We start from the raw sequence: 25,051 nt of genomic DNA, 5'->3' as shown, positions 1-25,051 counted from the left end.
ACAATTTGTTTCAGACGGCCGAACGATACCGGATGCGGCAAGACGTCGCAGTGATTTTTTTCGCAGGAAGTGGCCGAAACGGCGTGCCATTCATTCATTCATCTAAATGAATTTCAAAAAAAGTCCGTTTCTCACAAATGACTGGATGAGCGCCGAAGCCTGTGGGAGCGGATTCATCCGCGATGCGACGGTACGTCCGACACATTTCTGGCGGGTGTACTAACGCATCGCGAATGAATTCGCTCCCACAGAGGGGATCTCAGTCAGCCTCCAAAGCGGGTTGTGCACACTCAATCAACACATCCCGCAACGCCTGCGCCGCTGCCGACAATTTGTGATCGGCCAAGGTCATCAACCCGATCCGCCGCTCGATACGCGGGCCTTCCAGCGCCACGCAACGAGCGCCCAATTCTTCCATTTGCTGAATGCACAGGGACGGCACGGCACTGACGCCCAGGCCGTTGGCGACCATTCTTCCCACCGTTGACAACTGATGACTTTCGAAGGCCACAGACAACTTGCCGTGTTGAGTTTGCAAGTCCTGCTCCAGCAACAGACGCACTGCCGAAGGCCGTTGCAAGGTAATGAAATCGTGGTGCAGCAGTTCGTCCCAGCTCACCACGCCGCGCCCGGCCAAGGGTGAATTCGAGGGCACCACCGCGACAAAGCGGTCCAGGTAAAACGGAGTGAAGGTCATGCTGTTCCTCGATTCAGGCTCAAACCCGATGCCCAGCTCGACGCGCCGATGATCGACCATCTCCAGCACCTGCTCGTTGATCACGTCGTGAACCGCCACGTTCACGCGGGGATAGCGCTCGCGAAACACCTTGAGCGCCACCGGCAACAGGCTTCCGGCAAACGACGGCATCGCTGCGATCGACACCTTGCCCATTTGCAAGGTAAAGCGCTGGCGCAGGACTTCTTCAGCGTTGTCCCAGTCCGCCAGCAACTGTCGCGCCAGGGGCAGCAACGCTTCGCCTTCCGGGGTCAGGCTGACGGTGCGCGTTGTGCGCGTCAGCAGTTGCCCCCCCAGATCGTCCTCCAACGCTTTGATGGTCAGGCTCAACGCCGGTTGCGACAGGTGCAGCCGTTCCCCCGCTTGAGCGAAGCTTAGGCATTGGGCCACTGCTAGAAACGCGCGAAGCTGCTTGACGTTCATTGATTTATTTAACTTATCAATTCATGAAAAAAACAAAATTAACAAATCACTGACGCGGGAGGAAGATGAGACCAACGCCCTCCGGCAAGGCGATTGTCGGACACAACTACAACGAAGCGGGGACCAAGCACCATGGCCGGACTCGACAAACGCGTCGCAACCTACGAAGAAGCCCTCGCCGGGCTGACTGACAACATGACAGTACTGGCCGGTGGTTTCGGCCTGTGCGGTATCCCGGAAAACCTCATCGCGCAGATCAAGCGCATGGGTGTGAAAGGCCTGACGGTTGTGTCCAACAACTGCGGCGTCGATGGCTTCGGTCTGGGCATCCTGCTGGAAGACCGGCAGATCCGCAAAATGATCGCTTCCTACGTCGGCGAGAACAAACTGTTCGAAGAGCAGTTGCTCAACGGCCAACTGGAAGTCGAACTCACTCCCCAAGGCACCCTCGCCGAGAAAATGCGCGCAGGCGGTGCCGGTATCCCCGCCTTCTACACCGCCACTGGCTACGGCACTCCGGTTGCCGAAGGCAAGGAAACTCGCCAGTTCAAAGGCCGCAACGTGATTCTGGAAGAAGCCATTACCGGCGACTTCGCGATCATCAAGGGCTGGAAAGCCGACCACTTCGGTAACGTGGTCTATCGCCACACCGCGCAGAACTTCAACCCGGTTGCCGCCACGGCGGGCAAGATCACCGTGGTCGAAGTCGAGGAAATCGTCGAGCCAGGCGTACTGCTGCCGACCGAAATCCACACGCCGGGCATTTATGTGGACCGCGTGATTCAGGGCACTTTCGAGAAGCGCATCGAGCAGCGCACCGTCAGAAAAGCCTGATCTGTCCCCATCAGAGCATGGGCCACCGAACACAATAAAAGGACCCGAACCATGGCACTCTCCCGCGAACAAATGGCACAGCGCGTGGCGCGCGAACTGCAAGACGGCTTTTACGTGAACTTGGGCATCGGCATTCCGACCCTGGTCGCCAACTACGTTCCTGAAGGCATCGACGTGATGCTGCAATCGGAAAACGGCCTGCTTGGCATGGGCGCCTTTCCGACCGAAGAGACCATCGACGCCGACATGATCAACGCCGGTAAGCAGACCGTGACAGCCCGCGTGGGCGCTTCGATCTTCTCCTCCGCCGAATCCTTCGCCATGATCCGTGGCGGCCATGTGGACCTGACCGTACTGGGCGCCTTCGAAGTCGACGTCAACGGCAACATCGCCTCGTGGATGATCCCCGGCAAGCTGGTCAAAGGCATGGGCGGCGCGATGGACCTGGTGGCCGGCGCCGACAACATCATCGTAACCATGACCCACGCCTCCAAGGACGGCGAGTCCAAACTGCTGTCGCGTTGCAGCCTGCCGCTGACCGGCGCCGGTTGCATCAAGAAAGTTTTGACCGACCTGGCTTACCTGGAAATCGAAAACGGCGCCTTCATCCTGCGCGAAACCGCGCCGGGCGTGAGCGTCGAAGAGATCGTCGCCAAAACCGCCGGTAAATTGATCGTGCCGGATGATGTGGTTGAGATGACGTTCTGATTGCGACACCTGTGGGAGCCGGCTTGCTGGCGAATACGGCGTGTCAGACAACACAACTGTGAATGACCCACCGCATTCGCCAGCAAGCCGGCTCCCACGGCCTTCGGCCAGAAGCCAAGTGTCACATCTGATGTCACATCGCTATGCCACTTTGCCCTTTCAGCAATGAAGGGGCTTTGCCGTATCTAGCGCTGCACCTTTTCTTGCGTCACTGCCAACACTAAAAACAGCTATGCCAATAGCATCCAAAAATAACTCCAAGAGGTAACACACGTGGCCGCCGATCTCGAAGAAAGCCGCTCCGCCCGATTTGCTCTGCGCTGCGCCAAGTGGGCCGAGCGCTGGTTCCCTGACTCCTGGGTGTTCGCCGCCCTCGCCGTGGTGATCGTCACCCTCGCCACGCTGGCCATTGGCGCAAAACCCGCCGACACCGCCAAGGCCTTTGGTGACGGCTTCTGGAGCCTGATTCCCTTCACCATGCAAATGGCCTTCGTGGTCATCGGCGGCTACGTCGTCGCCAGCTCGCCACCCGCCGTCAAACTGATCGACCGTCTGGCCCGGATTCCAAAAAACGGTCGCTCCGCCGTGGCCTGGGTCGCGCTGATTTCCATGGTCGCCTCGCTGCTCAACTGGGGCCTGTCGCTGGTATTCGGCGGCTTGCTGGTGCGTGCACTGGCCCGTCGTACCGATCTGAAAATGGACTACCGCGCTGCCGGTGCAGCCGCCTATCTGGGTCTGGGCGCTGTCTGGGCACTGGGCTTGTCGTCGTCGGCTGCGCAACTGCAAGCCAACCCGGCCAGCCTGCCGCCGTCGATTCTGGCGATTACCGGGATGATCCCGTTCACTCAGACCATCTTCCTCTGGCAATCGGGCATCATGCTGCTGGCGCTGGTGGTGATTTCGATCATCGTCGCCTACGCCACCGCCCCTGGCCCGGCCAACGCCCGTGACGCCAAGGAATGCGGCGTCGACCCGGCATTCAGCCTGCCACCGCTGCCTGCCCGCACCCGCCCGGGCGAATGGCTGGAATACAGCCCACTGCTGATCATTCTGATGGTAGTGCTAGCGTCCGGCTGGCTGTACAACGAGTTCACCACCAAGCCTGCGATCACCGCGATTTCGGGCCTGAACACCTACAACTTCCTGTTCATCATGGTCGGCGCCCTGCTGCACTGGCGTCCACGCAGCTTCCTCGATGCCGTGGCTCGCGCCGTGCCGACCACCACGGGCGTGCTGATTCAGTTCCCGCTGTACGGTTCGATTGCCGCGCTGCTGACCACCGTCAAAGGCGGCGATGCACAGACTGTCGCGCACCATATTTCGACGTTCTTCACCAGCATCGCGTCTCACGACACCTATGCCCTGCTGATGGGCGTGTACTCGGCAGTCCTGGGCTTCTTCATTCCGTCCGGTGGCGGCAAGTGGATCATCGAAGCGCCGTACGTGATGCAAGTGGCCAACGACCTGAAGTACCACCTGGGCTGGGCGGTGCAGATCTACAACGCGGCCGAAGCGCTGCCGAACCTGATCAACCCGTTCTACATGCTGCCGCTGCTCGGCGTGCTGGGCCTGAAGGCGCGGGATTTGATTGGCTTCTCCTTCGTGCAATTGCTGGTGCACACGCCGTTGGTGCTGTTCCTGCTGTGGGCGTTGGGGACTACGCTGGCGTATATCCCGCCAGTGATGCCGTAAGGGTCTCCACATAACCTGTGGGGGATTCTATGTTGACTAATCAACCCCTTTAGCCACCAAGGCGGCTCCCACAGGTTGCATGTCGAATCATGGATTTGTGATCGACGCTGATTCAGTGGGAGCCGGCTTGCTGGCGAAGGCGGTGTGTCAGTCAACGTTTCGATTACTGACCCTTCGCCTTCGCCAGCAAGTCGGCTCCCACAAGCGTCGCATCCGGCCGGAATCATTCGGCGCGCCACAGTGCCGTGTCGGCTGGTTGACGATAATTTGTATCGAACCACATAACCCCGCACAATCGCTGCCCCTCATCGACCACCCGGCAGTCCCCATGAAAAACATCGCCTACTTTGCCTTCGCCCTCCTGGGGCTGATTTGGGGCACCAACTTCATGTTCATGAAGTGGGCGTTGGAATGGATTTCCCCGGCGCAAATCGTGCTGGTGCGCTCGGTGTTCGGTTTCCTGCCGATCCTGATCTACGCCCTCGCCACCCGCGCCCTGAGCTGGAAGCACCTGCGCCACGCCCATCATTTTCTGGTCATGGCCCTGCTGGCGACGGCGGTCTATTACTACCTCTACGCCCAAGGCACGACGTTGCTGCTGTCCAGCGTCGCGGGCCTGCTCAGCGGCGTGATTCCGCTGTTTACCTTTGGTTGTGCATTTCTGTTTCTGCGAGAGGAAAAACTCAATGCCCGCATGACCCTGGGCGTGTTGATGGGCTTCATCGGGGTGCTGCTGATCGCGCGGCCCTGGGCCAGTGGCGATGCCGCCATTTCAGCGAAGGGTGTGATGTACATGATGCTCGGCTCGCTGAGCATCGGCTGCTCGTTCGTCTACGCCAAACGCTTCCTGACCGGACTGAACATTTCAGCGGTGGCGCTGTGCACCTATCAGATCGGCATCGCCATGCTGATCCTGTTCGCCGTCACCGACCGCACCGGCATCGAACACATCAGTGAAAGCCCGAAAGCCATGATCGGCGTTTCGCTCGGTCTGGGGCTGTCGGGTACGGGCGTGGCGTACATCCTGTATTACTTCATCGTCGAACGGCTGGGCGCGGTGATCGCAGCGTCGGCCACCTACATTCCGCCAGTGATCGCCCTGCTGATCGGCATTTTCGTGGCAGGCGAACCCGCTCATGTGCTGGACGTGGTGGCGATTGCCGCGATCCTCGGTGGAGTATTCGTGCTGCAAAGTGGCCGAAAGATCGCGGCGCAGCGGGTCGCACCGCAAAGCTGAGGAACATCACATAACCTGTGGGAGCCGGCTTGCTGGCGAAGGCGGTGTGACAGTTAACGTTGCCATTACTGATCCACCACCTTCGCCAGCAAGCCGGCTCCCACAACGTCTGCTGCATCACTGCGAATAGGCGTAATCACGCTCGACCCGCGTCACCCGCGTGGTGCAGCGGCGATACCAGGTCGACCTCCCGCGTTCGCGGATTTCCCGATGCTCCGGGTGTTCTTTCCAGGCCAGAATCGCCGCTTCGTCGCGCCAATACGAAACGGTGATGCCCACGCCACCCGCCCCTCTTGCTGATTCCACACCCAAAAATCCGGGCTGCTGGCGCACCAGGGCAAGCATTCGTTGCGCGGCGTGCGCATAACCCTCGTCGTCCTCGTTTGTGCGAGTCGACGTAAAGACCACCGCGTAATATGGCACCGCAAAGGTATCGGTCATCATCGCGATCAGCCTCCGCTTGCCGCGCAGGCCAGCACGAAGGCTTTCACCAGCGGCGGAGTACGGCCTTGCAGTGCGGCGCGTTCGGGTTGAAACAGAGTGGCGACGAAGAACGGATGTCCCTCCAGTTCCATCGCGCGAATTTCCTCGTCGTGGTCATAGCCTGAAACCTTCAGAGGTCCGGCGAAAACCTGCGCTTCCAGTTCCTTGCGCAAGCCGTAGCGGCAGCGATAACGCTCGTGGGTTTCCTCAGCCCCATAGGCCTTGGCGATACGCGAGCCGGCCACCAGGCGAATCGGCGCGAACGCCTCGACCAGTGAGCAACTGAGGGGCGTGATGATCGCCTGATCGGAATCCGGCGCCGTTTCGGCATGCTCGGCATCGGTCCAGTCGAGATGATTGCGCGCATATTCCAGCAGCGCATGCTGAAAGCCCCCGCAAGTGCCCAAAAACGGCATTTGCCTTTCCCGAGCAAAACGAATCGCCGTCAGCGCACCGTCCATGTCGCGATAGGGGCTGGCCGGGACACACCAAACCCCATCGAACGCCTCCAATTCAGCGCCCTGTCCCACCTCTGTCGTCGGCACCCAGAGGCCCTCGACGACGATGCCGGTCTCCCCTGCCACTCGGTCCAGCGCCACGGGAATGGCCTGATGGGCGGGGACGCTTTCATCGTAATCACCCACCAGCGCGATACGGATCACCTGTTTCTGCTTCATGCCTGCTCCCTGTTTCAAACGCTTTGCGATCGGTCTGGGGATGACTATAAGCTTGCCGTGATGCAATCAAAATTGGCATTAACGCAAAGGATCAATGCAGCCATGCAATATCGAATCAGTCATGCCGACCTCACGTTGATCCTCGCGCTGGTGCGCGGCAAGACGTTGCCCAAGGCGGCTGAACGACTCAAAGTCGACGTCTCGACGGTGTTTCGAGCAGTGCGTCGGCTGGAAGCGTCCGTGGGCACGGCACTGTTCGATAAGAGCCGCTCAGGGTATCACCCCACCAGCGCAGCGATTCTGTTGGCACAGCAGGCAGAAAGCGCCGAACACGCCTTGAGTCTGGCGCAGATCAGCCTTGAACAAGGCCAGCACATTGTCAGCGGCACAGTACGTCTGACCTGCACCGAAGCCGTCCTCCAAAGCCTGCTACTGCCCGCCCTCACCCGCTTCATGCCCGACTATCCAGGCCTCAAGCTGGAACTCAACACGTCCAGCACCTTCGCCAACCTCAGCCGCCGCGACGCCGATATCGCGCTGCGCCTGACCAATGCCCCGCCGGAGCATCTGGTGGGTACGCGTCTGGGGACTGTTTCGTATCAGGTCTGCGCCAACGCGTCCTACCTGCAACGACACGAACCGACCGATTTGAGCGCCATGGACTGGATTGCGCCGGACGATTTTCTCCCTGACCACCCGACTGTGACCTGGCGTCGCCAGCAACTGCCGGGCGTGAACCTGGCCTACCGGTGCAGTTCAATGCTGGCGGTTGCGCAATTGGTGAGGGCCGGAATGGGCGTGGCCGCGCTGCCGGACTTCATGCTGCATGAGGGAGATTTGCAGCGACTTGGGGACCCGCTTGAAGGCTACGACACCGCACTGTGGCTGCTGACTCGACCGGATTGCCGGGCGCTGCGTTCGGTGTCGGCGTTGTTCAGTGAGCTGACCCAAACACTCAAATGGGCCTGAAGGCATCGATATGCCTGACACCGCGAGCACCCTGTGGGGGCGAATTCATTCGCGATGACGGAGGCCCAGACGATGGAGATGCAGCGTTTGCACGGACCTCATCGCGAATGAATTCGCTCCCACAGAGACCAGCGCTCTCACCCACCCCGCTGCTCACGACGAAACTGCCCCGGTGGCATGCCATTGGCCTTGCGAAAACGTCGCGAAAAGTACGCTTCATCGGCAAACCCGCAGATCTGGGCAATGTGGCTTAGGGGTTTGCTGCTGTTCATCAAATACGTGCGCGCCAGGCGCATGCGCCGCTCAAGAACCAGCTCGGAAAACGTACTGCCCGTCTCTTTGCGCAACAGGTGCGTCAGGTAGTTGGGCGAGAGGAACGCTGCCGCTGCCGCATCGGTCAAGGTCAGGGCCGGATCGGCAATATGCTCGCGAATGTAATCCATCACCCGCGCCATCGCATCCCGCCGCCCTCGGCGCTCTGCCTTGCTTGCCGACAGCGCGCGTAACTCGGGCTCGAACTGATTGCAGACCTGACCAATCAGTTGCAGCAGATACCCCCGCAACATCGACGCCGAACCCAATTGCCGGGTTTGATCCACTTCGCGCATCTGACCGAGCAATGCCGTGATCTCGGCAAAACGGGCGTCGTCGAGGATGAAATCCAGATGTTCCTGAAAGCGAAACGGCGCCAACTCAGGCGCCTCGTTCAGCGGTACGTCCTCCAGGTCCATCGGGTCGCATTGCAGGTGCTGCAACAGAAAATCCTGAGAGAAGTTGATCAGCACGAAATTGCCGTCTTCCGGGTGAGGAATGACGTGCAGGCGATGGGGCAGGATGAACGCCAACGTGTTGCGCGGAAAGGGCCGGATCGCACCACCGATGTGCTGCACGGTGTCGCCCCCCAGGTTGATCTGGATCTGGAAATATTCGTGTCGATGGGGCGAGGTCAGGGCCGGGCGAGCGGACTTGTCACGGATGTAGAAATCCATACGGTCGCTGCGTTGCTGCATGCCATAGGTCTGGATGCGGGAGGTATTGGCCATCGCTGAAACACCTGCAAACTCTCGGTCGGACGGCCGCATCTTAGGGCAACGACAGCCGTTCGACCAAAAGATTGTCAGGTGTGTCAGCCGATCGTGACGGTCAACTCAGCAAGCCCTTCGATGCCCGCCGTGACCACATCCCCCCGTTGCAGCGCGCCCACGCCCGCTGGGGTGCCGGTGTAGATCAGGTCACCAGCTTTCACGCCCACCGATTGCGACAGGTAGGCAATCACATCCTTGACGGCCCAGATCTGGTCCGCCAGATCGCCGCGCTGGCGGGATTCGTCGTTGACGTCCAGCCAGATCGATCCGCTGTCCGGGTGGCCCACTTTGCTCACCGGCAACAGGGCGGTGGCGGGTGCCGAGGCGTCGAATGCCTTGGCCCACTCCCATGGGCGGCCCATCTTCTTGGCTTGCGCCTGCAAATCGCGACGGGTCAGGTCCAGGCCGACGCCGTAGCCCCAGACGTGGCTCAACGCGTCTTGCGGGTTGATGTTCACGCCATCCTTGCCGATGGCCACCACCAGCTCGATTTCGTGGTGCAAGTCCTGAGTCAGCGGCGGATACGGGATCGTGCCTTCGGCAGGCACCACGGCATCGGCGGGTTTGGCGAAGAAGAACGGCGGCTCGCGATCGGGGTCGTGGCCCATTTCACGGGCGTGTTCGGAATAGTTGCGACCGACGCAGAACACGCGACGGATGGGAAAGCGCGCAGACGTTCCAGCCACCGCCAGCGATGGCGTGGCGATGGGTGCAATGACGAATTCGCTCATGGTCATGTCCTCTCTTTTGAAGGTTGATTGACATGAAAGCAGTGTGAGGACTTGGCAGCAGGCGCAGTTGGACAGATCCCCGCAGGTTATGGACGGAGCAACGGAGCTGCAGGTGAACACAGCACTTGTGAGAGCTGACTTGTTGTGAAAGCGGTGGGTCAGCTAGGGATGAGGTGACTGAGGTATCGTATTCGCCAGCCAGCCGGATCCCACAGATTTTGCGGCAACTCTGATGTTCTCAGTCCGACGCAATCATTGTGGGAGCCGCCTTGGTGGCGAATGCGTCGGGGCAGGCACCAAAACTGGCTGACTGACCGCGCGTTCCAAGGAGCTTACCCACGCCCCACAAACGGCATGCTGTTGGCCATCACCGTCATGTTCAGCACGTTCGCCGACAGCGGCAGGCTGGCCATGTAACTCACCGCGTCGGCCACGTGCTGCACATTCATGGTCGGCTCCACTTGCAGCTCGCCATTGGGCTGCAATACGCCCTTGGTCATGCGGTCGGTCATTTCGGTCAGCGCGTTGCCGATGTCGATCTGGCCGCAGGCGATGTTGTACTGACGGCCGTCCAGCGAGGTGCTTTTGGTCAGGCCCAGCACCGCGTGTTTGCTGGAGGTGTAGGGGGAGCTGAACAGGCGCGGCGTGTGGGCCGAAATCGAGCCGTTGTTGATGATCCGCCCGCCCTGCGGCATTTGCCGACGCATCAGGCCGAACGCCCCGCGCACGCAGAGGAACATGCCGGTGACGTTGGTATCGATCACGTTTTTCCACTGCTCGACCGACAATTCGTCCATCGGCACCGCCGGAGCGCCGATTCCGGCGTTATTGAACGACACGTCCAATCGTCCAAAGGTGTTTTCGATGGTCGCGAACAGCGCTTCGACACTGGCCGCGTCACGCACATCGGTAGAGACGGCCAACGCCTGCTGCCCCGCCGCCTTGGCTTGTTCGGCCAATTCAACCAAGGGTTCCAGCCGACGCCCGGCAAGCACCACGGCGTAGCCGTCTTCGAGCAATTGCAGTGCGACGGCGCGGCCAATGCCGCTTCCTGCGCCGGTGACCAGCGCGACTTTCAAGGCAGGCGATAAAGACATGGAGAACTCCTTTTTGTTAATGGATTAGGAATACATCCGAGCGAACCTGTAGGCGTGAGCTTGCTCGCGATCGAGGTCCGATCAGTCACCCATGCAATGGCCTGAAGACTGGATCGCCAGCAAGCTCACCCCTACAGACAGGTGGAGCTCAAGTTAACTGTGCACCGGGGTCAACACCGGTTTGCCCGCATAAAACGCCAGCAGGTTGTTGGCCACCATCTGCACTGTGTCACGTGAAGCTTCTGGCGAAAGGCCCGCCACATGGGGCGTCAACACCACGTTGTGCAGGGTTTTCAGGCTGTCAGGGATGTGAGGCTCATCATCGAACACGTCCAGCCCGGCTCCGGCCAGACGCCCGTGCTGCAACGCATCGACCAGCGCCTCGGTGTCAACCACGCTGGCGCGGGCAATGTTGATGAGAAACCCGTCTGCACCCAACGCTTCGATGGCTGACTTGTCGATCAAATGCTGTGTGCCACCGCCGCCAGGGGTCGCGATGATCAGGAAGTCACACTCTGCGGCCAGCGCCCGTGGCGAATCGCAGTAATGAAAGTCCACATCGGCGCGTGGTGAACGGTTGTGATAACTGATCTGCATGTCAAAACCCTGCGCACGCTTGGCAATCGCCAGCCCCACCGCGCCCAGCCCAAGAATCCCCAACCGCTTGTGGGTAAACGACGGACGCGTCACCTTGCGCCATTCGCTGCGCCGCGCCGACGCATCGGCCAGGGGAATGTCGCGCACCAGCGACAACAGTAACGACATGGCATGATCGGCCACCGTCGGCGCATTAACCCCGGCGCCGTTGGTCACGGTAATGCCCCGTGCTTCAGCAGCGGGCAGATCGACTTGCTCGTAACCCGCACCGATCACACAAATGATCCCCAGCTTCGGCAACGCCGCCATCTCATCTGCGGTAAACCCCAACGGCCCACGGGTCAGCACTGCATCGATCTCATCGCCCCGAGTGGCCACCGCCTCAGCCCGCGTGGCCGGGGTCGGCGCCAGAATCAAGCGAAACCCGCTCTGCTCCAGAATCGGCAAATACTCGTTCACGCTCTCGACCAGCACCAGCACCGTCTTCGTCATCATCACACCGTCGGGTCATTTTCGATGGGACAGACAGTAGCGCGAGTCAGAGCGGTTGTGCAGGGAAATTACGTTCAACACGGTAGATGCCCGTGCCCTCTTACCCCTCGAATCGATTCCCCCCATTCTTCTTCGCGCTGTACATCGCATCATCGGCATGCCGGAACAGTTGCGCCAGATCAGTCGCATTTTCCGGATAGTTGGCAATGCCGATGCTCGGCAGGATCTGCCAGTCGTGCCCTTTGAGCACCATCGGCACATTGAGCACCTTGCAGATTTTCTCGGCGACTTTGCCTGCATCGTCCCGACTATTGACCCGGTCCAGCAAGACCACGAATTCGTCGCCCCCGATGCGCGCCACGGTGTCGGTTTCGCGCACGCACTGTTTGAGTCGATGCGCGACCTCCTGAAGCAGCAAGTCCCCAGCGGCATGGCCGAGGGTATCGTTGACCAGCTTGAATTTGTCCAGGTCCAGATAGAGCAGCGCCAGGCGGCCCTTGCTGTTTTTGGCGCGCTCCAGGGATTGCTGCAATCGCTCCTGAAGCAGCATACGGTTGGGAATCTGGGTCAACTGGTCGTACTGGGCCATGCTTTTGAGGCGGTCATACAGTTGTTTGCGTTCAATGGCAGCAGCGACCTGGGTCGAGACGAATTGCAGCAGATCCTTGTCGCGTTCGTCGTAGTGCGGGCAATCAGGGTGGCTCTTGACCAGCAGCGCGCCAATGATGCCATGCTGGGTTTCCAGCGGTGCCGCCAGCCAGGACAGACCGTCGGCGCCCAGCAGAGCGCGCAAGTAGTCAGGCGCACAGTGTGGCGTGTCCTGTTGGCCATGTTCAGGGGCCAGTAACAGGGAGCGCCCCTGCCCCACCACTTCGGTCGCCAGCGCGTTGGCCATCGGCTGTTGCAAGGTCGGGTCGAGGGCGTCGACGTGGTAGGTAAAATTCAGCAGCCCGCTGTATTTGTCACGCAGGGCGACGAAGAAACTGCGCGCAGGCAGCAAATCACCGATCACGCTGTGCATGTCTTTGAACAACGCCGAGAGATCACTGGCCGTGTGAGCGGCTTCGGAGATGCGAAACAACGCAGCGCGCATCGACTCGGCACGCTTGCGCTCGGTGATGTCCCGGGCCACAGCGATGCGCAGGTTGTCCACTTCCGACCAGCGCGCCGACCACATGATGTGCACCACACGGCCATCTTTGCGGACGTAACGGTTCTCGAAACCTACGTTGGGCTGCCCGGCCATGATGTCGCGGGCCTCGGCCAATGTGCGTTCGCGATCATCGGGATGAACCAGCTCGATCATCTTGCGACCGATGAGTTCATGGGGCAGATAGCCGAAAATCCGCTCCGCCGCCGCACTGACGAACACGTAGCGACCCTCTGCATCGACCACGCAGATGGCATCCAGCAGCATGTCGACAAATCCCACCAATGCAGCGTAAGTGTTTGTTTCCATACGATAAAAGCCACCTGCAAAAAGAACGTTCACGCACCTGACAGCTGACCGTCATGAAAAAGCGCAACACGGGCCGCCATAGTGCACAAAGCCGTGACGTTCGGCCATGCGACCGGCGTTCATAACGACAGGTTTTTTCCAGTCGCGACACATCGGTTGCCCGCACTGAAGATAGCTGTTTATGGTCTGACGGATGCGCCCGGACACACAGCGCTGCCTGGCAGGCAGAAACGCGCAGCGGTTTCTCGCCGCTTCATGAATGAATCATGCTTATCAAGGAACGTTATCAATGCTTAGAGGAATCTCCAGATCATTGCGTTGCAGAACAGCGTTGGCCAGTGCAATGAGCGCTGTTCTGTTGTCTTCGGTCCCCGCCATGGCGGCCAGTGAGCCAGGCAAGGCGTTGGCAGCCAAGGCCGGTATCCCGTGGCCTGCGGTGATCGCCCACCGGGGTGCGTCGTTCAATGCCCCGGAAGAAACCATCCCCTCCTACACCCTGGCTCGCGAATTGGGTGCCGACTATCTGGAAATGGACATCCAGCGCACCAAAGATGGCGTGCTGATCGCACTGCATGACGACACGCTGGAGCGCACCACCAACATCGCCGAGGTCTATCCTGACCGTGCGAAGAACCCGGTCAGCAGCTTCACCCTCGAAGAGCTCAAGCGTCTGGACGCCGGGTCCTGGTTCAACAAGGCCCATCCGGATCGCGCCCGTACCGGTTACGCCGGACTGAAAATTCTGACGCTGGATGAGGTGATCGACATCGCCGAGGGCGGCAAGAACAAACCGGGGCTGTACATCGAGACCAAAGTCCCCGCGCAGTTTCCAGGCATCGAAGACGATTTGAAGAAAAAGCTGGAGCAGCGCGGCTGGCTGAGCCAGCGCCCGGCCGCCGAGAAGGGCTACGTCAATGTGGCCCACACACCGGGCCGCGTGGTGCTGCAGACGTTCGAAAAGCCGAGCCTTGAGTTATTGCAGAAAGCCATGCCGAACACGCCAAAGGTGCTGTTGCTGTGGCTGGGTGACGGCTACATTCAGGCCGCCTCCGACAAGACGTTCAAGGACTCCGGCGCGAAGGACAAAGCAGCGTTCTATGCCACACAGGAAGTGAAATCGAAGGAAGAGTTCGCCGCATGGATGGACTGGGCCAAGGCCCACGGCGCCATCGGCACGGGACCTGCGGCGGCGCTGAAAGACGGCGGTGATCAGAGCTACATGGATCTGGTGCAGCCGTGGATGAACAAAATGGCCCATGATCGCGGCCTGGTCATCCATCCCTACACCGTGGACGATGCGGTGGACTTCAAGGCCATCAGCGCGCGCGGGGTCGACGGTTTCTTCACCAACCGGGCGTCGGAACTGCTGAAGTTCTATGGTCGACCGTCGAAGGAGAGTATGGAGTCGATTCTGAAGCGGATCGGGTATTGAACCCATAAGTCGCGAGGGGGGATGTAGAACTGTGGGAGCCGGCTTGCTGGCTCCCACACACCGTGTTAACGCTTTTACGCCAACTCGGCCACCACTGCCGCCAACGCTTGGGCCGGATCCGCCGCCTGGCTGATCGGGCGACCAATCACCAGATAATCGGAACCGGCATCCAGCGCCTGACGCGGTGTCAGAATGCGGCGCTGATCGTCCTGGGCACTGCCCGCAGGGCGAATACCTGGCGTCACCAGTTGCAGCGAAGGATGGGCCGCCTTCAGGGCCTGAGCTTCGAGTGCCGAGCACACCAGGCCGTCCATCCCGGCCTTTTGCGCCAATGCCGCCAGACGCAGCACTTGCTCCTGTGGCTCGATGTCCAGACCGATGGCCGCCAGGTCTTCACGCTCCATGCTGGTCAGCACGGTCACGCCGATCAACAGAGGCTTGGCGCCACTGCGCTGCTCCAGCACATTGCGGCAGGCTTCCATCATTCGCAGGCCGCCGGAGCAGTGCACGTTGACCATCCACACGCCCATCTCGGCAGCGGCCTTGACCGCCATCGCCGTGGTGTTGGGGATGTCATGGAATTTCAGGTCCAGGAACACTTCGAAACCCTTGTCGTTCAAGGTTTCGACGATGCCCGATGCGCTGCTGGTGAACAATTCCTTGCCCACCTTGACCCGACACAGTTTCGGGTCGAGCTGATCCGCCAGTTTCAACGCCGCTTCGCGGGTCGGGAAATCCAGGGCAACAATGATGGGGGTCTGGCAAGCGGACATGAGCGGGTTCTCTGGCAAGTCGAAATCGGCGCGCATTGTAGCGGAACCTGCCGCTGCGCGGGACCCGGTGATCGTAAAGTGTGACCCAGCATCGCGGTTCACCCTGTGGGAGCGAATTCATTCGCGATGACGGAGGTCCAGACGATGGAGATGCAGTGTCTATACCGACCTCATCGCGAATGAATTCGCTCCCACAGAGAGCAACGAACGCCCACTTATCGCGCACGATCAAGGCCTGATCGCCGAACTAGCATCCTGTATACGACCCTTTTCGAAACATTGCGACATATTTGCACACTACTGGCATGACCACTGCAACGCACTCTCTTCCGATGAGCCAATCAATCCAGGGAGTGACGCATGAATACGCAACTGAAGCCCACACTGGGCACGCTGCATTTGTGGGGGATCGCTGTGGGGCTGGTGATCTCCGGTGAGTATTTCGGCTGGAGCTACGGCTGGGGTGTGGCCGGGACGCTGGGTTTTCTACTCACGTCGCTGATGGTCGCGGCCATGTACACCTGTTTCATCTTCAGTTTTACCGAGCTGACCACTGCCATTCCCCACGCGGGCGGTCCGTTTGCCTACAGCCGCCGAGCCTTTGGTGAGAAAGGCGGGTTGATCGCAGGCCTCGCGACGCTGATCGAGTTCGTCTTCGCCCCGCCCGCCATCGCGCTGGCCATCGGTGCTTACCTCAACGTGCAATTTCCGGCGCTGGACCCCAAGCATGCAGCCGTCGGCGCTTATATCGTTTTCATGATCCTCAACATCCTCGGGGTCAAACTGGCGGCCACGTTCGAATTGGTGGTCTGCGTGCTGGCCGTTCTGGAACTGCTGGTGTTCATGGGCGTCGTGGCTCCAGCCTTCAGTTTCAGCAACTTCGCGCTGAATGGCTGGGCCGGGTCTGACAGTTTTGGCGCTCCGGCGATTGCCGGGATGTTTGCAGCGATCCCCTTCGCCATCTGGTTCTTCCTCGCCATCGAAGGCGCCGCCATGGCCGCCGAAGAAGCGAAAGATCCCAAGCGCACCATTCCGAAAGCCTACATCAGCGGCATCATCACCCTGGTGTTGCTGGCGATGGGCGTGATGTTTTTCGCCGGTGGTGTGGGCGACTGGAAAGCCCTGTCGAACATCAATGATCCGCTGCCTCAGGCCATGAAAGCGGTGGTCGGCGAAAGCTCCGGCTGGCTGCACATGCTGGTGTGGATCGGCCTGTTCGGGTTGGTGGCCAGTTTCCATGGCATCATTCTGGGCTATTCGCGGCAATTCTTCGCCCTCGCCCGCGCCGGTTATCTGCCTGCTTCGCTGGCCAAACTGTCGCGCTTTCAAACGCCTCATCGCGCGATCATTGCCGGGGGCGTGATCGGTATCGCGGCGATTTACAGTGACGGGCTGATCAACCTCAGTGGCATGACCCTCACTGCGGCGATGATTACCATGGCGGTATTTGGCGCGATCGTCATGTACATCATGAGCATGTTGAGCCTGTTCAAACTGCGCAAGACCGAGCCGCTGCTGGAGCGTACGTTCCGCGCGCCGGGCTACCCCATCGTGCCGGGCATCGCGCTGCTGCTGGCGGTGGTCTGCCTGATTGCCATGGCCTGGTTCAACGCGCTGATCGGGCTGATTTTCCTGGCGTTCATGGCCGTAGGTTTCGTGTATTTCGGCGTAACCGGCCATGCGCGCTCGGCGGCGCCTGCCGATTCGATGTTGACGGGGGTTTAGAAGAAGCGCTATGTGGGAGATTCTATGTTGGCGGGTCAACCGCATTCGCCACCAAGGCGGCTCCCACATTGACCGCGCCAGACCCAAGCCTTTATTCGACGCCATACCTGTGGGAGCCCGTTTGCTGGCGAATGCAGTCTGTCACACACATCCATGTTGAATGACACACCGCGTTCGCCAGCAAGCAGGCCCCACAAAATGGCGAGCACGACACCAACTCTATAACCACGCATCCCCTGGAATGGAACCACTGAGCAGCGCCACTGCTCAAAGCGGTATCACAAGAAGGAGAGAGCCCCCATGCCCTGGTACGCCTGGTTAATTCTGGTCATTGCAATCGGCTCGATCGTCGGTGGTTTGCTGATGCTCAAGGATTCGGCGAAAAAACTGCCCCTGACCGAAGAACAATTGCGACGCGTGCACGAGCGCAACGCGGAAATGGACGCCAAGGAAGCGCGCGATCGCTGAAGCCGTTATCAGCGGGCGGTGCAACACCACCGCCTGCTTCCCCTCTTCTCAATCCCGACTGTCACCGTCGTCCAATGCCACTGCATGGTGGCTGGCCTGTGGCGTGACCGCGATACGGAACGGCTGGAATATCTTGAACATCTGTCCGTTCTCCCGGAGTTGACGCAACAGGTCGCTGAACTTCTCCCCGGTGATCGGTGCATTCGGGCGCAACAGAGCAAAGTGTCGATACACCTGATCCACCCGGTCCGACACCAAAAACTGCCCGGCGTCCTGCGGGTTGGCGGCGATGAATGTGCTCAGGTAGGAGCGCGTGACCAAGGCGATGTCCGCCCGGTCACGCAGCACCATCGCCAGGTTGCTGTCATGGGAATAGGTCAGCGTGGCGTTGTAATGCTCGGCCAGAAACTTGGGGTCGGCGTTGAAATGGGCGAATGCGTAGTGATAGCCGCTGAACAGCGCCAGACGCTTGCCCTTCAACTCTTCGAAATACGCTTGCGTACGCCCCGCGACACGGTGAGCGACAAAGATTTCCGCGTCTTCAAGCCCCATGTCCACATCCTCGTGCGGGATGTCTTTCCAGCCCCAACCGGGATTTTCAAAGATGGCCATGTCGAAACGTTCCTGCTGGAAATCGCGGAAACGACGAGGAATGGACGTCGGGACCATCTCGAAGCGATAGTCACTCTGCATGGCGTTCAACGCATCGACCATTTGCGGCAACAGCCCGGTGTCTTCACCCCGTTCAGGGCGAATCGTGTAGGGCGGAAAATGCGCCGCACCAATACGCACCAACTGCGCCGCACCTGCCTGCCAAGCCCACAACGTGGTCGTCGCCAAGAGCAACGTGTTCAAAGCCATCCGCACCGGCGTAGACATCAAGACAAAGCACCTCTGGCGAATAGGAGTACGCGTAAGCTATGCGTTCACGGACAATTAGACAACGCTCAAATCAACTCAAAACCCGCTTGATTCTCGCTCCAGTCACCTGGGCAACGACAGTGCTATCTGGTTCATGCAAGGCTCCGATGTCAGGGATGTCCGGGAAATGGCCGATATGCAGCCCGATCCTTCGTCCGTAGCCTGTGTCGACGACGCCCCGCACCCGGGCCTACAAAGGTGCTTACAAAAAAACGTTCGCGCCGCAATTTATGATGGGCGTTGTCACCAGGCAAGGGCTCGGACCCGATTTACGACCGTTGCCCGATAAAAAGCTGTTTCGCCCGGCAAACCACCGTTGACCCACACGGTCCCAGACATCGCACACCCGCAGCGGGTTGGACGCCGCCGCGTGAATGTGGCTACGCTGCATGTCGGTGCCACGGGTTAAGAAACTGGAGTTCGAGATGCCCCATTGGTTGGTGATAGATCTGGAGGCCACCACCGAAGAAGGCGGCTGGCCAGTGGCAGAGATGGAAATCATTGAAATCGGCGCCTGCGTGGTCAATTCGGAAGGACGGGAAGTCGATCATTTCGAACGCTTCGTTCGCCCCGTTCGCAGGCCGCAATTGACGCCGTTTTGTCGCGAACTGACCCACATACAGCAAGCCCAGATTGACAGTGCGCAACCTTTGCCGACGATCTGGCCGCAATTCGAACGCTGGATGAGCCATCACCGGTCTCGTCTGGTGGGTTGGGTCAGTTGGGGGGATTACGATCGCCAGCAGTTCGAACTGCAATGGCAACAGCACCAATTGACCAGCGACCTGAGCAGCCTGCCGCACATCAACCTCAAACAGCGCTTTGCCCACGCCCGTCAATTGCAAAAGCCCTGCGGCCTGAACACGGCGCTACAACTGGCGGGCATGCATTTCAACGGCCAGCAGCACCGCGCACTGAGCGACGCCAGAAACACCGCCCGACTGCTGCCATTGGTGGCGCCGGGCTGAAGGCGACGCATTTATCAAAGCGGATGACGGCCTTTTGTACGTTGGGCATACTGTCCGACCTTTTTCAGCCCTTCCAAGGAGATCAGCCATGTTCAAGGTCAACGAGTATTTCGACGGCACCGTCAAGTCCATCGCCTTCCAGCAAGCCGATGGCCCGGCCACCATCGGCGTCATGGCTCCCGGAAAGTACAATTTCGGCACCGCTGACCGCGAAATCATGCATGTCGTCTCCGGCTCGCTGAAAGTGCTGCTGCCCGGCGCCTCCGACTGGGAAACCTTCAACGCAGGCGACCAGTTCCGCGTACCGGCCAACAGCAAGTTCGACCTGGAAGTCGGCGTCGAAACCGCTTACCTGTGCGAATACCGCAAGGATTGAAGCACCGAGAGACTCGCCTGCCGGTCGAACGCACTGGTGGGCGTTTTATGGCGACTGATCAACTGCATTCGCCACCAAGGCGGCTCCCACACTGACCGAGCCGGATTCAGACCCCGGTTCGACGAACCTGTGGGAGCCGCCTGGGTGGCGAAAGCGACTTGACCAAGTAACATAGAACTCCCACAAGGTTGCATCGAACCGCAGCGATGGTACAGCCCCTTACACACCTGCTCCTTGTACATTGAATTGCAACGCCGCCAACCGCGCGTACAGCGCATTGGTTGCAATCAATTCGGCATGCGTTCCCACCGCCACTAATCTCCCCTGATCCATCACGGCGATCCGGTCCGCGTTCTGCACCGTTGCCAGCCGATGGGCAATGACCAGCGTCGTACGGTCCTTCATCAAGGTCGGCAACGCCTGTTGAATCAAATGCTCGCTTTGCGCATCCAACGCACTGGTCGCTTCATCGAGCAGCAGGATCGGCGCATTGGCCAACAGCGCCCGCGCAATCGCCAGCCGCTGACGCTGCCCGCCTGACAACCCCATGCCCCCATCCCCCAAGTGCGTCTGATAACCCTGCGGCAACAGCTCGATGAACTCATGGGCGTGAGCGATGCGCGCCGCCGCCTTCACCTGCTCCTCGCTGGCTTTTGGATTGCCATAGCGAATGTTGTCTTCGACGCTGCCGAAAAACAGCGCGGGCGTTTGGGACACCCAGGCAAAACAACGACGCAGGTCCAGCGGATCGAGGCGTTCGGCGGGCAGTCCTTCGATCAGTACCCGTCCTTGCTGCGGGTCGTAAAAACGCAGCAACAAGTCGAACAATGTCGATTTTCCTGCCCCCGAAGGCCCCACCAGCGCGAGGGTTTCCCCGGCTTCAATGGTTAAGCTCAGGCCTTCGACCGCATTGCGTTCGGGCCTCGACGGGTAGGCGAAGCTGATGTTTTCCAGTGTCAGTTGGCCGCTGACGCGCTCAGGGAGTGTCAGCAGGTCACGGCTTGGCGGGGTGATTTCGCTGCGCGCCTGCAACAGCTCGGTGATACGCTCGGCGGCGCCCGCAGCGCGCTGCATCTCGCCGATGACTTCGCTGAGGGTGCCGAACGCACTGCCGACGATCAGGCTGTAGAACACGAACGCCGCCAGTTCCCCGCCAGAAATACGACCGGCGATGACGTCCATCCCGCCCACCCACAGCATCACTGCCACCGCCCCCAACACCAGCACGATCACCAGCGTTATCAGCCATGAGCGTTGAAGAATCCGCTTGCGCGCCGTGTCGAATGCGCCTTCAGCGGTCAACGAGAAGCGCTGTCGGTCCTGTTCCTGGTGGTTGTAGGCCTGCACGGTCTTGATCTGCCCCAAGGCTTCGGACACATAGCTGCCCACGTCCGCGACCCGATCCTGGCTTTCCCGCGACAGGCTGCGCACACGACGGCCGAAAATCAGGATCGGCGCCACCACCAGCGGCAAGGCCACCACCACGATACTGGTCAGTTTGGGGTTGGTGAAAAACAGCAAGATCACCCCGCCGATCACCATCAGCGCGTTGCGCAGGAACATCGACAACGACGAGCCGATCACCGATTGCAGCAACGTGGTGTCAGCGGTCAGACGCGACTGGATTTCAGAACTGCGGTTGTTCTCGTAAAAACCGGGGTGCAGGCTGACCAGATGGTCGAACACCTCTTTGCGCAAGTCGGCCACGACGCGCTCGCCGATCCATGACACCAGATAAAACCGGGTAAAGGTGCCCACCGCGAGGGCCACCACCAGCGCCATGAACAGCGCGATGCTCTCGTTGAGCAACGCTGGCGAGCGGGTCAAAAAGCCCTGATCGACCATCAATCTGATCCCCTGCCCCATCGACAAGGTGATCGCTGCCGTGACGATCAGCGCCACCAATGCGCCGATGGCCTGTTTGCGATAAGGCGCGATCATCCGCAGCGCCAGACGAATGGCATGACGCTGACGTCCGGAAAACATTGAAGCCATGAAATGCACCTGAGAGACCACACGATGCCAGAGCGTACACCGCCGCGAAGGTGCACGCTCGTCGAGCCTGGCTGAACTCAGGCGATTACAGTGAGTCAGGTAAAGGGTGTCCACATGCGTTATGACGTTATCAAGGGAGGGTTAGCGTGGATCGGTCTAACAGCGGGGTGGCAGTTTGCACCGTGTTCTGGTGGACTGTTTGAACGCTTGATGCGTCCAGGGATGTCACGGCGCATTCATCAAGCGCGGCTACGTTATAGGTGTATTGAAACGCACAACCTGATGAGGAGACAGGCCATGAGCTTACAGAGCAGCAATCAAGAAACGATTGTACGGCCCCAGCCCCAGTCTCAACTGGGCGGCGCCATTCTCGATGAACACGGGAATCAAATCCTGATTACTGAAGAAATGGTTCAGGCCGCATGTCAGGAATGCGAAAAGTACTGGGTCAAACCTGAAAAACAAGATTGATGAACAGACTGACTTGAAACCCGGCCCGCGCGCCGGGTTTTTTATGCGTATCCGTTTGTCTATCTTCGTCGCCCTACCACTTGTGATGAAACGTCCTACCCAGACTGAATTGACCGAAACAGCGACCTTCGATTACGTGCCTTTCTGTTCAACCTGAACCTGTTTACTCATCAAGGAAGGCATTCGCATGACACAAACAACACTCTATAGCTACACAACCGACGACGTTAACAAGGCCTACAGCCTGATCGCCCCCACTATTTTCGACTCAGTTTCCGAGCCGAACGCTAAAACGCAGCCCTCAATGCTGATCGTTGCCGGTGTTCAGGGCTCAGGTAAAACCTACCTGCTGGAAAACACCCTGCTGAAAACCAACCGCTATCAAAACTTCATCAGGCCTTACTTGCTCGAATACCGCGAATATCATCCGCAGTATCAGGAGATGATTGAATGCGGCGTGTTGCACGCCTATGAGCACACCGAAAAGTTCATCTGGGAGTTGGGGCAAAAAATCTTTCAAGACGCGTTCGAAAAGAACTACAACATCATTATCGAAACCGCTCTGGACAGTATCGATTTTGCGCAACTGCCTACCTACGCGGCCAGCAAGGGGTACGTCTTTGACGTTCACCTGATCGGTTGCAAACGTGAGTTCGCTCACGTCTCTACCATCGAGCGAGCGCTGAAAAGCATCGACGACAAGACCCTGGAACGTTTCGTGATGCTGTCGAACATTGACGAGAGCATGGCCAATGCACAATCGATCCTCACCGCCTTTGAAAATGCCTGCGCGACCTCGGTCGGTTCGACCATCACGATGTACGAACGCGGATTCGGGACGCTGCGCAATCGTCGCGTGGTCTGTCAGAGCCGATGCACCAAGCCCGACGACCTGACACCGGAAGCGATCGTCGACGACAGTGGCGCCACCCTCAATCCGGAGGATCACAACATGCGCATCGTACGTAACCCAGAAGCGAACAAGCCCTGTTCGTTCAACAACTACGCCAAACTCGTCAACACTCCAATCGTGTCCCTTGAAGAGCGCGGCGAAACCCTGAAGGCCTCGCACATTGCGTTGGCCAAGGCAGAGCGCAGCATCGAGCCTGTGCCCTATCAGGTGTTCAACGACCTGTATGCGTACGTGGTGAAATACGTGTTCCGTTAAACCGTAACGGCGCCCAGAGCCTTGACGATCCGCTGCAAGACGTCCGAGTGACCGACGATGCCGACCTTCAGACCTTCGATTTCCCGGCGCGGTGGATAGTGCTTGCGCAAGGCGTCGAAGGCCAGGCGCTGACTCGCGCTGTCGCCCACCAGGCTGCGGCGGAATTCCGCATCATCCCGGCGCGGATCATAAACCCCTCGGCAGAGCATGTTCAGCGCCCAGACCGGATCGGTCGCAGCATCGAGCGAGACCTGCGCCAGCCATTGTCGGGGCAGCAGGTCTTCGAGCTGGATCACCGGAGGCTGGCCAAGGTGCGTACAAAGGGCCTGATAGATCTGCGCCGTACCGCGTTGCCGACCATCCAGGCTGTAACCGGCGATGTGCGGGGTGCCAATGACACACAGGTCGGCCAGCTCAACGTCGACCTTGGGCTCCTCTTCCCAGACATCCAGCACCGCTTGCAGGTCTTCGCGTTCGAGCAACACGTCGCGCAGCGCGATGTTGTCCACAATCGGGCCGCGGGCGGCGTTGATCAGCCATGCGCCGTGCTTGAGCTGTTGGAGACGCGTGCGATCAAACAGATGCCAAGTCGGCAGGTCGCCACTTTTGTTCAACGGGGTGTGCAGGCTGATCACGTCGCAACGGGCGATAATTTCGTCGAGGCTGACGTAGTCGCCTCCCTGCGCTGCCTGCCGTGGCGGGTCACAGACCAGTACGTTCCAGCCCAACCCCTGCAACACCTTGATCAAACGGCCGCCCACCTGGCCTGCGCCCACGACACCATAGGTACGTTGATTGAGGTCCACTCCTTCGATTTCGGCGAGGGTCAGCAGACTGCCGAGTACGTAATCCACCACGCCGCGGGCGTTGCAGCCCGGTGCGCTGGACCATTGAATGCCCGCTTCGTTGAAATAATCGAGGTCCAGATGGTCAGTGCCGATGGTGCAGGTGCCGACGAAGCGGACTGAGGAGCCTTCCAGCAACTCACGGCTAACCTTGGTCACCGAGCGCACCAGCAGAATGTCGGCATCGGCCACGGCGGCGCGGTCGAGGGTGCGCCCTGGATAACGGCGGATTTCGCCAAAACCGGAGAAAAAGGCGTCGAGCAGTGGAATGTTTTCGTCAGCAACTATGCGCATGGTGGGCTCCCTGAGGTCGCGGCAGTGTAGGCGCTGACGCGCGCGAGGGCCAGCACCGTGCCGGGGAGCGGAGGAATATCAGGCGAGTTTCTTACGGATCCAGTACAGGTACACGCCATCGGCGGCCTGTTTATCGACCAGTTCATGATCCAGAAACACGCAGAATTTGGGGATGTCGCGCTGGGTCGAGGGATCGGTGGCGATGACCTTCAGCAGCCCGCCTGCGGGGAGGTCGCGCACTTTCTGGTGCAGCATCATCACCGGTTCAGGGCAATTGAGGCCCGTTGCGTCGAGAACGGCGTCAACGGCAAGGCTTTCGAGGGAATCAGACATGGGGCACTCCGGAAACTGGCGGGCATTGTCGCTTAAATGGGCGAGTGCGCCAACCGTTGGTA

25 protein-coding genes are annotated in these 25,051 nt (G+C 59.7%); 12 read left to right on the top strand and 13 right to left on the bottom strand.

What is annotated here, in order from left to right; all coding sequences use genetic code 11:
• Nucleotides 1-259: 259 nt before the first annotated feature.
• Entirely contained in the window at nt 260-1,159 is a 900-nt protein-coding gene (locus tag ACI2KB_RS27430; RefSeq protein ID WP_404639944.1) for a LysR family transcriptional regulator, read from the bottom strand.
• A gap of 132 nt (nt 1,160-1,291) precedes the next feature.
• Here ACI2KB_RS27430 and ACI2KB_RS27425 point away from each other — a divergent pair, with 132 nt between their 5' ends.
• The 4 genes from ACI2KB_RS27425 to ACI2KB_RS27410 all read left to right on the top strand — a co-directional run bounded on the left by ACI2KB_RS27425 (nt 1,292) and on the right by ACI2KB_RS27410 (nt 5,630).
• On the top strand, nt 1,292-1,993 hold the full coding sequence (locus ACI2KB_RS27425) for a CoA transferase subunit A (protein ID WP_404639942.1): 702 nt from the start codon (nt 1,292-1,294) through the stop codon (nt 1,991-1,993).
• 51 nt (nt 1,994-2,044) lie between these two features.
• Nucleotides 2,045-2,701 carry a CoA transferase subunit B gene (locus ACI2KB_RS27420; protein ID WP_404639940.1) on the top strand — a complete coding sequence of 219 codons (657 nt, stop codon included), beginning with the start codon at nt 2,045-2,047 and terminating at the stop codon, nt 2,699-2,701.
• A gap of 273 nt (nt 2,702-2,974) precedes the next feature.
• Entirely contained in the window at nt 2,975-4,393 is a 1,419-nt protein-coding gene (locus ACI2KB_RS27415) for a short-chain fatty acid transporter (RefSeq protein ID WP_404639938.1), read from the top strand.
• A 328-nt stretch (nt 4,394-4,721) separates the two neighbouring features.
• Nucleotides 4,722-5,630, top strand: coding sequence for a DMT family transporter (locus tag ACI2KB_RS27410; RefSeq protein ID WP_404639936.1), 909 nt, complete (start codon nt 4,722-4,724; stop codon nt 5,628-5,630).
• A gap of 117 nt (nt 5,631-5,747) precedes the next feature.
• Here ACI2KB_RS27410 and ACI2KB_RS27405 read toward each other — a convergent pair whose 3' ends face one another.
• Nucleotides 5,748-6,074: an antibiotic biosynthesis monooxygenase family protein gene (locus ACI2KB_RS27405; RefSeq protein ID WP_404639934.1), complete on the bottom strand. Its 327-nt coding sequence runs from the start codon at nt 6,072-6,074 to the stop codon at nt 5,748-5,750.
• 5 nt (nt 6,075-6,079) lie between these two features.
• A complete protein-coding gene (locus ACI2KB_RS27400; protein WP_404639932.1) occupies nt 6,080-6,790 on the bottom strand; it encodes a CTP synthase in 711 nt (236 codons plus the stop codon).
• Nucleotides 6,791-6,850: 60 nt separating this feature from the next.
• Here ACI2KB_RS27400 and ACI2KB_RS27395 point away from each other — a divergent pair, with 60 nt between their 5' ends.
• The gene (locus ACI2KB_RS27395) at nt 6,851-7,759 is read left to right on the top strand and encodes a LysR family transcriptional regulator (RefSeq protein ID WP_404639930.1); all 909 of its coding nucleotides are present in this window, start codon (nt 6,851-6,853) and stop codon (nt 7,757-7,759) included.
• 137 nt (nt 7,760-7,896) lie between these two features.
• On the opposite strand, the gene ACI2KB_RS27390 is transcribed toward ACI2KB_RS27395, so the two are convergent.
• From ACI2KB_RS27390 to ACI2KB_RS27370, 5 genes are all read right to left on the bottom strand, one after another.
• On the bottom strand, nt 7,897-8,802 hold the full coding sequence (locus ACI2KB_RS27390) for an AraC family transcriptional regulator (RefSeq protein ID WP_404639928.1): 906 nt from the start codon (nt 8,800-8,802) through the stop codon (nt 7,897-7,899).
• 83 nt (nt 8,803-8,885) lie between these two features.
• A complete protein-coding gene (locus ACI2KB_RS27385; RefSeq protein WP_404639926.1) occupies nt 8,886-9,575 on the bottom strand; it encodes a fumarylacetoacetate hydrolase family protein in 690 nt (229 codons plus the stop codon).
• Between the two features lie 332 nt (nt 9,576-9,907).
• The gene (locus ACI2KB_RS27380) at nt 9,908-10,672 is read right to left on the bottom strand and encodes an SDR family oxidoreductase (RefSeq protein WP_404639924.1); all 765 of its coding nucleotides are present in this window, start codon (nt 10,670-10,672) and stop codon (nt 9,908-9,910) included.
• A 153-nt stretch (nt 10,673-10,825) separates the two neighbouring features.
• The gene (locus ACI2KB_RS27375) at nt 10,826-11,761 is read right to left on the bottom strand and encodes a 2-hydroxyacid dehydrogenase (RefSeq protein ID WP_404639996.1); all 936 of its coding nucleotides are present in this window, start codon (nt 11,759-11,761) and stop codon (nt 10,826-10,828) included.
• Nucleotides 11,762-11,861: 100 nt separating this feature from the next.
• Nucleotides 11,862-13,220 (bottom strand): diguanylate cyclase domain-containing protein, encoded by a 1,359-nt coding sequence (locus ACI2KB_RS27370; RefSeq protein WP_404639922.1) that lies wholly within the window; start codon nt 13,218-13,220, stop codon nt 11,862-11,864.
• 343 nt (nt 13,221-13,563) lie between these two features.
• On the opposite strand from ACI2KB_RS27370, the gene ACI2KB_RS27365 reads away from it, so the two are divergent.
• On the top strand, nt 13,564-14,652 hold the full coding sequence (locus tag ACI2KB_RS27365) for a glycerophosphodiester phosphodiesterase (protein ID WP_404639920.1): 1,089 nt from the start codon (nt 13,564-13,566) through the stop codon (nt 14,650-14,652).
• Between the two features lie 74 nt (nt 14,653-14,726).
• Here ACI2KB_RS27365 and pyrF read toward each other — a convergent pair whose 3' ends face one another.
• Nucleotides 14,727-15,425 carry an orotidine-5'-phosphate decarboxylase gene (gene pyrF, locus ACI2KB_RS27360; protein WP_404639994.1) on the bottom strand — a complete coding sequence of 233 codons (699 nt, stop codon included), beginning with the start codon at nt 15,423-15,425 and terminating at the stop codon, nt 14,727-14,729.
• Between the two features lie 360 nt (nt 15,426-15,785).
• Between pyrF and eat the strand changes: the two genes are divergently transcribed.
• Together eat and ACI2KB_RS27350 are read left to right on the top strand one after the other, a co-directional pair.
• The gene (gene eat / locus ACI2KB_RS27355; protein WP_404639918.1) at nt 15,786-17,150 is read left to right on the top strand and encodes an ethanolamine permease; all 1,365 of its coding nucleotides are present in this window, start codon (nt 15,786-15,788) and stop codon (nt 17,148-17,150) included.
• 300 nt (nt 17,151-17,450) lie between these two features.
• On the top strand, nt 17,451-17,618 hold the full coding sequence (locus ACI2KB_RS27350) for a DUF2897 family protein (RefSeq protein WP_108240131.1): 168 nt from the start codon (nt 17,451-17,453) through the stop codon (nt 17,616-17,618).
• Nucleotides 17,619-17,666: 48 nt separating this feature from the next.
• On the opposite strand, the gene ACI2KB_RS27345 is transcribed toward ACI2KB_RS27350, so the two are convergent.
• A complete protein-coding gene (locus tag ACI2KB_RS27345; RefSeq protein ID WP_404639916.1) occupies nt 17,667-18,497 on the bottom strand; it encodes a substrate-binding periplasmic protein in 831 nt (276 codons plus the stop codon).
• A 467-nt stretch (nt 18,498-18,964) separates the two neighbouring features.
• Between ACI2KB_RS27345 and ACI2KB_RS27340 the strand changes: the two genes are divergently transcribed.
• Together ACI2KB_RS27340 and ACI2KB_RS27335 are read left to right on the top strand one after the other, a co-directional pair.
• Nucleotides 18,965-19,507 carry an exonuclease domain-containing protein gene (locus tag ACI2KB_RS27340; protein WP_404639914.1) on the top strand — a complete coding sequence of 181 codons (543 nt, stop codon included), beginning with the start codon at nt 18,965-18,967 and terminating at the stop codon, nt 19,505-19,507.
• An 88-nt stretch (nt 19,508-19,595) separates the two neighbouring features.
• A complete protein-coding gene (locus ACI2KB_RS27335; RefSeq protein WP_404639912.1) occupies nt 19,596-19,883 on the top strand; it encodes a pyrimidine/purine nucleoside phosphorylase in 288 nt (95 codons plus the stop codon).
• 219 nt (nt 19,884-20,102) lie between these two features.
• On the opposite strand, the gene ACI2KB_RS27330 is transcribed toward ACI2KB_RS27335, so the two are convergent.
• Complete coding sequence (locus ACI2KB_RS27330; protein WP_404639910.1) at nt 20,103-21,878, bottom strand: ABC transporter transmembrane domain-containing protein; 1,776 nt, start codon at nt 21,876-21,878, stop codon at nt 20,103-20,105.
• A gap of 297 nt (nt 21,879-22,175) precedes the next feature.
• Between ACI2KB_RS27330 and ACI2KB_RS27325 the strand changes: the two genes are divergently transcribed.
• Both ACI2KB_RS27325 and ACI2KB_RS27320 read left to right on the top strand, forming a co-directional pair.
• Complete coding sequence (locus ACI2KB_RS27325; RefSeq protein ID WP_404639992.1) at nt 22,176-22,349, top strand: PA1571 family protein; 174 nt, start codon at nt 22,176-22,178, stop codon at nt 22,347-22,349.
• Nucleotides 22,350-22,536: 187 nt separating this feature from the next.
• Nucleotides 22,537-23,517: a zeta toxin family protein gene (locus tag ACI2KB_RS27320; RefSeq protein WP_404639908.1), complete on the top strand. Its 981-nt coding sequence runs from the start codon at nt 22,537-22,539 to the stop codon at nt 23,515-23,517.
• Here ACI2KB_RS27320 and pdxB read toward each other — a convergent pair.
• The gene (pdxB, locus tag ACI2KB_RS27315; protein WP_404639906.1) at nt 23,514-24,656 is read right to left on the bottom strand and encodes a 4-phosphoerythronate dehydrogenase PdxB; all 1,143 of its coding nucleotides are present in this window, start codon (nt 24,654-24,656) and stop codon (nt 23,514-23,516) included. The two genes, ACI2KB_RS27320 and pdxB, sit on opposite strands and share 4 nt — an antisense overlap.
• A gap of 78 nt (nt 24,657-24,734) precedes the next feature.
• Nucleotides 24,735-24,989 (bottom strand): sulfurtransferase TusA, encoded by a 255-nt coding sequence (tusA, locus tag ACI2KB_RS27310; RefSeq protein ID WP_404639904.1) that lies wholly within the window; start codon nt 24,987-24,989, stop codon nt 24,735-24,737.
• Nucleotides 24,990-25,051: the final 62 nt, after the last annotated feature.

It is taken from the genome of Pseudomonas sp. NPDC088444, assembly GCF_044900175.1.
Lineage (GTDB): Bacteria > Pseudomonadota > Gammaproteobacteria > Pseudomonadales > Pseudomonadaceae > Aquipseudomonas.
The sequence above is the reverse complement of the archived record's forward strand: the minus strand, read 5'-3'. Positions and strand labels throughout refer to the sequence as shown.